We start from the raw sequence: 13165 nt of genomic DNA, 5'->3' as shown, positions 1-13165 counted from the left end.
AAATAAACTTTTTCTTTCTCCCCAGAATCGATATACCAAAACTCAAGCTCCTTCTTTTCACCGCTCGATGGTTTCTCTTCTTTGCTATCTGTTGCCGTTTGATTTGCTGAGCCTCCTCCATTAAGCCCACACGCCGCTAACAAAAGTAAAGCTAAAACACTGAATAATGAAATCAATTTTTTCAACATACATTTACCCCCTATAGGAAAATTCCTATTATTTCATTATGTTTTGTTTTAAATAGTTGATACTGATGTCAATGCTTTCTAATGGTGCGCGTCTTGACATATCTTGTTCAACAATAAACCATTCGACATTTTGCGAATCCCCTTGTTTAATTGCACTTTCAATATCAACTCCACCAGTTCCTAATTCCGCAAAAAACTGTTCTTCATCTGTTGTCATATCCTTTAAATGAAGAAGTGGCGTTCTGCCTTCAAGCTTTTTCAGCCATTGAACAGGGTCTTCTCCTGCTCGTGTTAACCAATAAATATCTAGCTCAGTCTTGACCCAATCAGGATTTGTCTCTTCAAATATGAAATCTAATGGCTTTCTTCCATCTTCAAATGGAACTAATTCGAAATCATGGTTATGGTAAGAAAACGTAATTCCCGCTTCCTTACACTTCCTTCCTATATCATTAAAAAGCGAAATAAGTTCTACATACGAATCCTTAGTCCGTCTTTCTGGTGGCAAAAACGGGCAGACAATGTGGCGATTTCCTATCGATTGTTGGAAGTCAATAACTTGATTTAAGTCTGTTTCTAATAATGTAAGGGCTACATGACTTGATGCTGCTTTTAAACCGAGGTAATCAAGTGTTTGCTTTAATTCATTTGCCGACATTCCACCATACCCCGCAAATTCAACACCCTTATAGCCAAGTTTCGCTACTCTTTCTAATGTGCCTGTAAAATCTTTTTCTGTTTCATTTCTTAATGTAAAAAGCTGAAGTGCAATTTGATTTTCATTCATTCAATTTACCCCTTTCATACTGAACTTGCTAAGTTACACCATACAAAAATGAAACTTTCGTATGTACATTGTTCAATGCCATAAAAGCTTCACTCGCAGATTTTAATTAGCTAGTAATCTTCTAATTGATTAGAGCAATAGATCATAATCTTCCCCCATTACTGTAATCGATTACAAATTTCTACAAAAAATTCACGTTTTTACTGACTATCACCCCCTTAAAATGTAATGGATTACATTTTCAACCGAAGAAAGGACGCTTAACTTGTCTCCCTTCCACCACATGATTCTCTTATCACTAAGTCACTTTCTAGGATGTATTGTGATTTCATCTGTGAGTTTCCCCGGATTTGATCTAATAATAATCTCATCGAAAGCTCCCCCATTTTATATACAGGCTGGGCAATCGTCGTTAAAGCTGGGTCAAAAATTGATGAAAAACTAATATTATCAAAACCGACTACAGCCAAATCATTTGGAACGTTAAGACCTCGTTCCTTTGCAGCTTTAATCACTCCCATTGCCATTTCATCATTTGCAGCAAATATAGCTGTCGGGGGATGCTCCATGGCAAGCAGCTTTAACATTTGATTATAACCAGATTCAAATGTAAACAGCCCCTCTTGGACTAGCATGCTATCAATCTTTAAATCATTGTGCAGCATCGCCTGCTCATACCCTTTATATCGATCTTTCGAGCTTGCATATTTGAAAGGTCCAGATATATGAGCAATTCGAGTATGTCCAAGACTAATTAAATGCTGTACAGCCTTTCGACTACTGCTAATATTATCAATTGATACCGATGGAATTTTTAAGCCGTCAATATAGTCCATCGTCAAGACAACTGGATGGTTTTCACATAGCTCAAGCAATCGTTTCCTTTCCATCCTAGCAGAAAACAAAATCATCCCATCAGTCTGTTTTTGTTTAAGCAAGTCGATTAATCCATATTCATTATCAACTTCATTATTTGTATTCCCTAATAGAACTTTATAATTATTTTTCGAAGCCTCTGCCTCAATTCCCTCGATAATTCCTAAGAAAACGGTGTTCATTATATTCGGTACGACAACAAGGATTGTATTCGTTTCATTTCTTCGTAGTTGACGTGCTAAAATATTTGGCTGATATTCTAAATCATCAATAGCCTTTAATACTTTCAAACGCGTCTCCTCCTTAACCGTTTCCGGAAAGCGCAGTACTCTTGATACAGTTGCAGTAGAGACATTTGCTAATTTTGCTACATCACTCATCTTTACCATTATTGCTGATTCTCCTCTTGATGACTCATTTTGTGTCAACACGATTGATCATCTAGCTGATCATCAGTAAAGCTCAGAGCACAAAATGTAATCGATTACAAATAAGTATAGTGACAATATTATGGAATTGCAAGATAAAATTGGTAGGAAATTTGGCGGATTCTAAAAAAGTTTAAACAAGAGAAAAACACGAGGTATACCCCCGTGCTTTTCGAATAAAATTTTAATATTTTAGTATATTTCCTTATTTCTTTTGACGACCAGTTTCGACAACATCAATGCTAGGGGCTTCTGGCTCTTTCATCCCCTCACCTAAGAAAAAGCTAGGATGTGGCGGTTGATTATAACCGACATTTTGCCAAGCGATCGCGACACGGTATTGTGGATCATGCATTAATGTGAAAATACGATGATCGGTTTCTTCAGTCGTCATAAACACTCGTAATGCGCTGCTGTCCTCTGTTCGCCAAATGATTTCTTCTCTCCAGTCTCCAAGTAAGTCTGCTTGTAATGCAGGAGTTCCCTTCGTTCCATTGTTTGATAATGTTCCTTCTGCTGTTAATAAATTTTCTAATTTTCCATTTTCATAGTCCCATTTGTCAATTGTTCCAACTCCGGCACCTATTGCATCGTTATATTGATGATCAGCTAATTCTCTGAGCAGATCACCGTCCCACCAAATTGCAAAGTTTGATGTTGGAATACTATCAGAAATTTTTTCTCCTTCTGCAGTATGAAGCCCGCCTGTGCGACTATTCCACGCACCTGAAATTGCCCATGCCTCTGCACCCTCATATCGCGGATCAATATCAGCTGCAACACCTCTACCAGTATCGATTCCTGTTTTTTGGCCCCAAAGGATTTCTCCAGTTGCCGCATCTCTCATATCATAGCCATATTCACCTGATTTATTTTCCTGAACAGCATAAACTTCAAGTCCAGGTCTACTCGGTATGAAATCACTGACATGAAGTGCGTCGCCATGACCTAAGCCCGTTGCATACATTCCTTTTCCGTCATCATCAACAACCATTTGACCATAAACTATTTCATCCTTACCATCTTTATCGACATCCGCAACACTCAATGAATGATATCCTTGACCAGCATAAGCACTATTTCCTTCATCTGCTGAATCAAATGTCCATTGCTTTGTCAGCTTGCCATCTCTAAAGTTATAGGCGGTAAGAACTGTTCTCGTATAATATCCTCTCGCCATAATGATGCTTGGGCGCTCTCCGTCAAGATATGCAACCCCTGCAAGGAAACGGTCTACACGATTTCCGTAGCTATCTCCCCAAGATGCGACATCACCACGTGGCGGCTCATAATTTGTTGTTTGCAATGCTTTCCCTGTTTTCCCGTCAAATACGGTTAAGAATTCATCACCTTGCAAAATGTATCCGGAGCTATTACGATGGTCTGCATCTGCTCGTCCGATGACAATTCCTTGTCCGTCTATCGTTCCGTCAGCTGTTTTCATCACGACTTCCGCTCTACCATTACCGTCAAAATCATAAACTAAAAATTGAGTGTAATGGGCACCTGCACGAATGTTCTTTCCTAAATCAATCCGCCATTTTATTGTTCCATCTAGCTCATAAGCATCAATATATACATTTCCAGTATACCCTGATTGTGAATTATCCTTCGAATTTGTCGGGTCCCATTTTAAGACGATCTCGTATTCTCCATCACCATCTAAATCCCCAACACTTGCATCGTTAGCACGATAAGAATATGGGTCTCCAAGTGGTGTAACCCCATCCTCAGGCTTTTGAAGTGGTATATCAAAATAATTGTTGCTTATTGCCTTTGTTGTAACTTTTTCTTTGTCCTTTTTACCCTTTCCTTTACCAATAGCACGAATTTCATAGGTTGAATTTGCTTTTCCCTTCTTATCTAGGAAATTAGTACTCTCTTTAATTGGTGATTTATTAAGCTTTTTCCCATCACGGTAAACATCGAAAGCAATGTTATCAGGATCATCTCCTAGCAATCTCCAGCTAACATATACCCCATCCTCCGTTTTTATCGCAACAGGTGCACGTCCTAAATCCTCCATTTGCTTTTTAAGAACGGTTACCGCCTTCGTCTCTACACTTTTTGAAAGCTCCGAGATTCCTCCTGCATTTACTGCTGCAACTTTGTAGTAATATGGGATTGTTGTTAAAACCGTTTCATCTTTGTACTTCGTTTTATTCGTTTTACCAACTAATTGATATTCTCCGTCCTTGCTTTTAGCTCGATATACATTATACGATGTTGCATCCTTCACTTTATCCCACTTAATTGTCAAATCGTTTTTATTTACTTTTCCAACTTTAAGGTTTTGCGGCGGATTTGGAACTTTTACGTTTTCATCAATCATTGCAACATCAAGTGGCAATGAAGGTACGGTTTCAACATTTGCACTATCCACTGTTGTGACCGTATATTGATAATTCATTCCTATATCAACCGTCTCATCTTTAAATGAATTTGTCGTTGAACTTCCAACCTTTTCAACATTTGTTGAACCTGCTACATTACGATAAATATTGTACGATGCTGCGTCATCAACAGCCTTCCACGATAATGTAACGGACGGTTTCGATGTGCTGACAATTTTCTCTTCAACTTTTAATTCAGATGGTGCAAGTAAAATTGGGGTTAATTCAATACCATTAACAATTCCTGTTGAACCACCAAAATCAAAGTTCATTTGCCCATCTTTAATTGATACTTGCGGAATAATTTTTTCCGTATAATTTCTGCTCGGTGCTGTGACCTGTCCATAATCCTGGCCTTCGATTTTGACTGTTGTTCTCGCACTTCCTAAGAAATCACCTACATAGACCTTAACAGCATAAAGACCATTTGCGACATCAACGTTAAATTTCCAGCCAGCATTGAAATAACCAAGCCAATCACGGAGCAAATCACCGCCAGTTCCACGGTCACGTCCGATCATATTCGTTGAATCGACGATCCCATATCCTCTTTCAGCTGTATAAATCGTTGAAAGATTGACCTCCGTATATCCTTCAGCGACAGGGTTACCAGCAAGTCCAAAATCAAATTTTATTGTTGCTTCCTTTGTATTAATCGTAACGAAATCAGAGTGTTCGGATTCACCTTTTCCATTAACAGCGGTTACGACCAAATCATATTTATTTCCTTCTTGAAGACCTGTAATAGTGATTTTTGGTACTGTTGATGTACCAATTAATTTATACTCACTTTCCGTTGATAGCTTCCGGTATACCTTGTAAATATCGGCAGTTTCAACTTGATTCCAAGTTAAAACTGCACCTGCGTTGCTTACTCCACTTGCTGTCAATCCAGTAGGCTTGTCCGGAACATTTGCAGGTGGTTGTACATCTGTTACATACGATGATAGCGATACATTTAAATCTTTTATACCACCTGAAAGCAATCTTGCAATTTGAATCGCTCCATACTCTTGGAAATGAGTATTATCCTGTGATCCGTTTGGAAATGCTTGATAAATGCCTGGTTCTGTATGGAGAAATACAGATAACGTTCCCTCTGGACCAATTGAATCATAATATGCGACACTTAACGCACTTAAATCGACAAGCGGTACATTAAGTTCTTCTGCTACTTCCTTCATCCCTTGAACATATTCAGGAAAACTTACATTGAATTTTCCTGTATCAGCATTAAAATCTCTTCTGCCAACAGGTGTCACTAAAATTGGTTCTGCCCCCCGTTGACGAGCCCCATTAACATAGGTTTTTAAGAAATTTTTATAATCTGGAACTGATGCATACCTATCAGGTCTACTAATCGTTGCATCATTGTGGCCAAATTGAACGAGGAAATAATCCTTTGGCTTAATCTCTCTTAAAATTGCATCTAATCTGCCCTCGTTAATAAATGTTTTTGTGCTTCTTCCGCCAATCGCATGGTTCGCAAATGTCACATCATCGCTAAAGTAACGTGAAATCATTTGTCCCCAGCCAGCTTCAGGCTTCCAATACTCATCATAGGTTTGTACTGTTGAATCCCCTGCAATATAGACTGTTGGGTGTTCTGTAGCAGTACGCTCAGGAAGCTTTTCAATTATAATCCCGTTTAATTTAGGGGCAGTTCCTGTCAATTCTATTGTTAGCTGACCATCGACAAGGGCAATATCGAATGAGCGCTCCGCATATTCACCGGCATTGATCGTTGTATCCTGGACCTTTTGAATATTTTCTGCCTTTACCCCAATGACAGTATTTTCTGATTCATCTCCAGCAACAACCTTAACTGTATAATCCCCATTCGGAAGGTCAACTTGAAATGGCGTCTCTGTCGTAGTAACAAAATCAGACTTTAATGGATCTGTTGTCCCACGGTCAGTAGCAGTCACCTTCGTTGTATCAACAAAACCATATTTTTGCTCTGCTGAATATACAGAAGCTGGTGTTACCTTTGTATATCCCTCCATAACAGCACTATCTTCTGTACCAAAATCAAACTTAAACATTGTTGCATCCTCAACAGCGATTTCCTGTGGAGCTATTTGTGCTGATTGTTTCGCATTTGCCTTCTGTTGTGAAACTGGTAACGAAGAAAGCAGTAGAATAATGCTTAAGAAAATCGCAATAAATCCTCTAATCGTTTGCAACCCCTTTGCTTGCATTCCCATCATCCCTTCTTAATTAGATTTTTAAAAGCCTGGAACAAGCATTTGAACATTATCACCTCCATATTCTAACCAAGTAAACGCTTTCAAAATGTATGTTACTTGCTCATTTTGTCGATGAATAGTTAAAAAACCGAGATAAATGTTTAAAAATCAGATATTGAAAGAAAATCATTCTATGAGACTAGTTAAAAACTAAATCGTTTGAACTACTTTCATAATATTTAGAAAAGTAATTTATCGTTTTTGCACTTTCTTGCACTGTTTTCACTTTTTTAATTTTCAGCACTGTTAGTCTTGATCAGGAATTTCCTCTTATATCGTTCGCTTCATGCATGTAGTCCGGAAGCCTCGTTAGCCCCTTTGCTTCTTTTTTTGACACACTTAACTCGCTATGAGTCTCACGAATTTATCTAATAAACAAATTGATAAGCTATCAATAATAGCCTTTAAAATCGCTAATTAATAGAATTCGAAAAAGGAATCATTTTCATCTAAAAAAATTCATCTTCTACAAATTTCTCCGTTGACATATAATGAAAAAGCAGAGATAATGTACGCGTGTACATCGAAAAGCGGAAACGACTGTTCAGCCCCGACAAGCATAAGACACATAACTGCTCTTTACCTTCTTTGTGCACTTAATAAGAACAAAATTGAAAGCGATCTCTTTATAGGGGATCGGCAACAAAAATAAAGTCTATGAAAGAGGTGAATCCAGTAGCAAACCGAAAAGATGTCGCAAAATTAGCAGGAGTATCCGAAGCAACCGTTTCTCGCGTCTTTAATGAGGTTGGTCCTATACGTGAGGAGACGAAACAAAAAGTATTACAGGCAGCAGCTGAAATAGGTTATTATCCAAATGCGATTGCACAAAGCTTCGCTAAAGGAAAAAGCAACAATATCGGTGTAATTGTTCCGTATTTACCAAAGGTCCATCTAATGTCGACTCATTATTTTTCAGAATTATTAAGTGGAATTGGCGCAAAGCTTGGTGAAAAGGGATATGGTTTACTACTACTATTCCAATCACCAGATGAACCAAAAGATTATGTACAGCTATTCCGCTCACAAAAAGTAGATGGATGCATCATCCTCGGCTCAAAAAATATACCTGGTGAAATCGAAGCATTATCGAAACTTAAAGAATTACAGTTACCATATTGTCTTGTAAATCAAACATTTTCAGGCTACTTGTTTCATACAATAGATGCAGACCATGTTCAAGGAAGCTTTGAGGCTGTTTCAGCTTTGATCAAAAAAGGATTTGAGCAGATTATCTTCGTTAACGGCCCGCTTGAATATTCAAATAGTAGTGATCGTTTTCAAGGATATTCCTCCGCTTTAGAGATGGCAGGAATTGCCCGAAAGGATCAGCTTATCTTTCAAGGAAATTATAGTAGAAAAAGTGGTTATGAGCTTGCAGAAAGGATCGCTCCAATTCTACGAAACAGCGAGGCTATCTTTGCTGCAAATGATAGAATGGCCATCGGTCTTATGCAAGGATTATCTTCACACGGATATCAGGCAGGTCGTGATTATGTGTTAGTTGGCTATGATGATTCAGAAATGGCTAGAATGACATCCCCTCCACTTAGTTCAGTAAAGGTTCCACTATTTGAAATGGGGCAGCTAGCAGCAGAAAAGATCCTTGAGCTTCTCACAAATCCAGAACACCAAGTAATTAATGAAAAATTACCAGTCACATTGATTGAAAGAGCAACAACACTTTGGGGACAGTCCCCCAAAAATACATTATGAAAGGGAGATATTTGATGGAATCTATTAATGTTGGCATGATTGGTTATAAGTTTATGGGTAAAGCACATAGTCACGCTTATAAGGATCTTCCTCTCTTTTTTCCAGATACATTGCGTCCAGAAATGAAGGTCATTTGTGGACGTAATGAACAGGATGTAGCCCAGGCAGCAAAGCAATTTGGCTGGGAGGAATATTCAACAGATTGGAAAACGTTATTAGATCGAGATGATATTGATTTAGTTGATATTAATGCACCTAGTGATGTACATAAAGAGATTACGATTGCCGCAGCTAAGGCTGGAAAGCATGTATTTTGCGAAAAACCGTTAGCGCTTACATTAGAGGATTCAAGAGAAATGTTGTCAGCAGTTGAGGAAGCTGGTGTAAAGCATATGGTTGGATTTAATTATCGCTTTGCCCCAGCTGTCATGCTTGCAAAAAAATTAATTGAAGAAGGCAAATTAGGCGAAATCTATCATTTCCGTGCATGGTTTTTGCAAGATTGGCTCGTTGACCCTAACTTTCCATTAGCATGGAGATTACAAAAGGAAATTGCCGGATCGGGCTCACACGGTGACCTTGGTGCACATCTAATAGATTTAGCCCACTATTTAATTGGAGATATTACCGAAGTCATTGGAATGAGCGAAACATTTATTAAAGAAAGACCAATTCCGACAAAAATGACTGGCTTATCCGCAACAGGTAATGATAGTGATGAAAAGGGTGAAGTGACAGTTGATGATGCAACACTTTTTCTGGCACGCTTTGCAAATGGTGCATTAGGTAGCTTTGAAGCCACTCGCTACGCTTCCGGACATCGCTGCACAAATTCCTTTGAAATTAATGGAAGTAAAGGGAGCGTCATTTTTGACTTTGAACGAATGAACGAATTACAAGTTTACTTCACGGATGACAGAGAGGATGTTCAAGGCTTCCGTCGTGTTTTAGCAACAGATCCTGCACATGCATTCGCTGAAAACTGGTGGCCACCAGGTCATACGATTGGATATGAGCATACGTTTATTCATGAAGTTGTTGAATTAATGACAGCTTTTAAAGAAAATCGTCAACCTGTACCTAACTTCCGTGACGGGGTGAAATGTCAAGAAGTATTAGAAGCAGTAGACCAATCAATCGAAAAACGAAAATGGATTTCGATTGCAGAAGTATAAGATATCTCTGTTTAGATATTATTTAGAACAGTCTACTAAAATCTAATTTTATTCATTCTATGAAATTTAATTTGCTAGAAATATAAGAAAAAGGAGCCGAATTCACATGAAAAAAAATGCCTTAATCGTATGGGGTGGCTGGGATGGCCATCAGCCTGAGCAAGTTGCAGAAATTTTCAAAGGAATCTTAGAGGACGAGAATTTCAATGTTGAGGTGTCTGATACACTAGATGCATATGCGGATCCAGAGAAGTTAGCTTCCTTGGATTTAATTGTCCCTCATTGGACTATGGGCGAAATTGATAAAAAATACGTGCTTAATATTTCTGAAGCAGTCATGAATGGTGTTGGCTTAGCTGGCTGTCATGGAGGCATGTGTGACTCATTTCGAAATAACGTAGACTGGCAGTTTATGACTGGTGGCAATTGGGTCGCTCACCCCGGAAATGATGGAGTTGAATATATGGTAAATATTAAGCATTCGACTAGTCCTTTATTAGAAGGCATGACTGATTTTAAAGTCGTTAGTGAGCAATATTATTTGCACGTTGATCCAGCCGTTGAAGTACTTGCGACAACTCGTTTCCCTGTTGTCGATGGACCACATGCAACGAATAAAGCTGTCGATATGCCAGTCGTTTGGACGAAACGCTGGGGGCATGGACATGTGTTTTATAATTCATTAGGACATCAAGCCAATATTGTCGCAATGCCTGAGGTATCTCTTATCATGCGTCGAGGCTTCTTATGGGCTGCTTCTGGAAAGGAACGTGTGAAAAATCTTGCTAGTGTTGGTAGCATTGGAAATGGTCGTTCCTATACAGGTATGGGAGATAGTAATTAACAGTTAGACATCAAACAGAAGATTTCCCATCAAAGATTTTGCACGGATAAAAAATTCCTAGCAGTAGTTTTCTCACTTGCTTCATCTAAAAGGTTCATTTACTGCTATTACACGAAAAAAGGAGCGTAAACAGATGAAAACGTTAAAAGTTGGAATTATCGGATGTGGAAACATTAGCTCGATTTACATGGAAAACTGCAAAAACTTTGACCATCTCGAGCTCATCGCCTGTGCTGATTTAGATGAACAACGAGCAGTTTCGCAGGCAGAGAAATACGGAATCCCTAAGGCATGCTCAGTTGATGAAATTTTACAAGACAAAGAAATTGACCTCATTATTAATTTAACGATTCCGAAAGCACATGCAGCTGTTTGCTTACAAGCACTTGAAGCTGGAAAGCACGTATACACAGAGAAACCACTTGCTGTAACACGTGAAGAAGGGAAACAAATTCTTGAAACTGCGAAAAAGCAAAACCGCTTAGTAGGAAGTGCTCCTGATACATTTTTAGGCGCTGGAATCCAAACAGCAATTCACCTTATTGAACAAGGTGAAATCGGAACTCCAATTGGCGCATCAGCGTTTATGATTAGCCGCGGCCATGAGCATTGGCATCCAGATCCTGCATTTTATTACGACATCGGCGGCGGCCCAATGTTTGACATGGGACCATATTATTTAACAGCATTAGTATCACTTTTAGGACCAATCAAACGCATCTCAGGCTCTGCGCGTATTAGTTACCCAGAACGTTTGATTACAAGTCAGCCAAAAGCTGGAGAAACGATTAAAGTAAACACACCAACACATATTGCTGGTACAATTGATTTCTCCTCAGGTGCCATCGGGACATTAACGACAACCTTTGATGCATTTGGTGGTTCAACACTACCGCCAATCGAGATTTATGGAAGTGAAGGTACATTGCTCGTTCCAGACCCAAATACATTTGGTGGCCCTGTTAAAATTCGCAAACGCGATGAAAAAGAGTTTACTGAAATTCCACTTTCATATGGCTTTTCACAAAATAGCAGAGGATTAGGTGTTGCAGATATGGCAACAGCCATTCTTAACGGGAAATCATTCCGTGCCAATGGCCAGCTAGCTTATCATGTTTTGGAAGCGATGCATGGCTTCCATGTATCATCTGAAACTAGCACACATTATCTAATGGAAAGTACTTGCGTTAGACCTGAACCATTAAATGTTGAGCAGGAAAGCACAAATTAAATAAATAAGCAGCATTTATCAGCGTTCAAAGCCTCTAATATATTGCTTTGGACGCTTTTTAATTGAAAAAACCCCCATGTTCATGGAGGTTTCTCAAGGTTTTTCAGGTTGAAAGTATCTCTGGGGGGATACGGTTATAAACTAAATACCCGTATTTTTACAAAGATAAACCTAATTTGTTAATTTTTTTCTTTCATTTATTTTTTCTCTTCAAGCTTCATTAAATAGTCTACTGCTTCTGACAATGTCGCAACAGGAACAATGTCAATATCATAATGATTTTTCTTTACTTCCTCTAATACATCTTTTTCATTGCTATCAGTTTCTGTTAAATCCTTTGGGGTAAAAAAGATATCAGCACCCTCTTCATTTGCTGCTGTTACTTTATGTGTAATTCCCCCAATTTGTCCAACTTTACCTTTATGATCAATTGTACCAGTTCCCGCTATTTTGTAGCCCTTTGTTAAATCTTCTTTTGTTAGCTGGTTTAATATTTCAAGTGAGAACATTAATCCAGCAGAAGGACCACCGATATCTTCACTTTCAATTTTTACTTTTCGCGAAATATTTGCAGTGAAATCCTCATCGATTGCTACGCCTATTCCTGCTCTATTTGTTTCATCCACCGCAATTAATTCAACCGAATCCTTTATTTCCTTCCCATCACGTTCGATGACAAGATCAACCTTATCTCCTGGTTGCTTATTTTTTGATAAATAGGAAGTGAATTCTTCCAGTTCATTGAATTTATGTCCATCAAGCTGTGTGATCACATCCCCGACCTTTAGCACGTCTTTTGCAGGTGCGCCTTCTAAAATTTGACTAATAAAAATTCCATGGTAATCAATATCTACTTTTTCCCCGGCTTCTGTAAACGCAGCAACTAATGCATTTTGTTTTGAATCCTTCATCATAAAATTCAATAAATCGTTATACTCATCATCAGATAAATCACCTTTTACGACCTCTTCTTTCATGATGTCTGTATGTGGTGCGACAAGTCCGTATGCTAGAACATATGGATTTACTGCTTTTATAGATAAAACAGTAGTTAAATTAAAGCTTCCCTTTTCACTTTTATGGGCATCTTCGATTGTCACTCTTGGCTCTAGCTCTTCTATGGGACCTGGCTGATATAAATAGTAAGGTGTTGGAATTAAAGCAATGATGATAATAACAAGCAAAATAATACTAATTCGTTTTGCTCTTCCTGTAAAAAACTTCCTCATGAATCGAATCTCCTCATTATGTAATAAACCCATATCTACTATTATATTC

Annotated in this window: 8 protein-coding genes and 1 pseudogene; 4 read left to right on the top strand and 5 right to left on the bottom strand. The window is 38.4% G+C overall.

Features of this window, described 5'->3' with window-relative positions:
- The 4 genes and pseudogenes from HU235_RS14515 to HU235_RS25410 form a co-directional block, all read right to left on the bottom strand.
- Nucleotides 1-188 (bottom strand): annotated as a pseudogene (locus HU235_RS14515) (sugar ABC transporter substrate-binding protein); the annotation flags it as partial.
- Nucleotides 189-216: 28 nt separating this feature from the next.
- Nucleotides 217-975 carry a sugar phosphate isomerase/epimerase family protein gene (locus tag HU235_RS14510; protein ID WP_174880646.1) on the bottom strand — a complete coding sequence of 253 codons (759 nt, stop codon included), beginning with the start codon at nucleotides 973-975 and terminating at the stop codon, nucleotides 217-219.
- Between the two features lie 260 nt (nucleotides 976-1235).
- On the bottom strand, nucleotides 1236-2240 hold the full coding sequence (locus HU235_RS14505) for a LacI family DNA-binding transcriptional regulator (RefSeq protein WP_145580697.1): 1005 nt from the start codon (nucleotides 2238-2240) through the stop codon (nucleotides 1236-1238).
- Between the two features lie 244 nt (nucleotides 2241-2484).
- Nucleotides 2485-6879 (bottom strand): rhamnogalacturonan lyase family protein, encoded by a 4395-nt coding sequence (locus HU235_RS25410; protein WP_174880645.1) that lies wholly within the window; start codon nucleotides 6877-6879, stop codon nucleotides 2485-2487.
- Between the two features lie 699 nt (nucleotides 6880-7578).
- Between HU235_RS25410 and HU235_RS14495 the strand changes: the two genes are divergently transcribed.
- The 4 genes from HU235_RS14495 (at nucleotide 7579) to HU235_RS14480 (ending at nucleotide 11887) form a co-directional block, all read left to right on the top strand.
- The gene (locus tag HU235_RS14495) at nucleotides 7579-8637 is read left to right on the top strand and encodes a LacI family DNA-binding transcriptional regulator (RefSeq protein ID WP_095298675.1); all 1059 of its coding nucleotides are present in this window, start codon (nucleotides 7579-7581) and stop codon (nucleotides 8635-8637) included.
- A gap of 14 nt (nucleotides 8638-8651) precedes the next feature.
- Nucleotides 8652-9812 carry a Gfo/Idh/MocA family protein gene (locus HU235_RS14490; RefSeq protein WP_095298673.1) on the top strand — a complete coding sequence of 387 codons (1161 nt, stop codon included), beginning with the start codon at nucleotides 8652-8654 and terminating at the stop codon, nucleotides 9810-9812.
- Nucleotides 9813-9918: 106 nt separating this feature from the next.
- A complete protein-coding gene (locus tag HU235_RS14485) occupies nucleotides 9919-10656 on the top strand; it encodes a ThuA domain-containing protein (protein WP_095298671.1) in 738 nt (245 codons plus the stop codon).
- A gap of 133 nt (nucleotides 10657-10789) precedes the next feature.
- Nucleotides 10790-11887: a Gfo/Idh/MocA family protein gene (locus tag HU235_RS14480; RefSeq protein WP_095298669.1), complete on the top strand. Its 1098-nt coding sequence runs from the start codon at nucleotides 10790-10792 to the stop codon at nucleotides 11885-11887.
- 197 nt (nucleotides 11888-12084) lie between these two features.
- Here the strand turns inward: HU235_RS14480 and HU235_RS14475 are convergent, their stop codons facing one another.
- Nucleotides 12085-13116 (bottom strand): SepM family pheromone-processing serine protease, encoded by a 1032-nt coding sequence (locus tag HU235_RS14475; protein WP_095298667.1) that lies wholly within the window; start codon nucleotides 13114-13116, stop codon nucleotides 12085-12087.
- Nucleotides 13117-13165 lie beyond the last annotated feature (49 nt).

Origin of the sequence: Metabacillus niabensis (genome assembly GCF_902829255.1) — a bacterium.
Classification (GTDB): domain Bacteria; phylum Bacillota; class Bacilli; order Bacillales; family Bacillaceae; genus Metabacillus; species Metabacillus niabensis.
The sequence above is the reverse complement of the archived record's forward strand: the minus strand, read 5'-3'. Positions and strand labels throughout refer to the sequence as shown.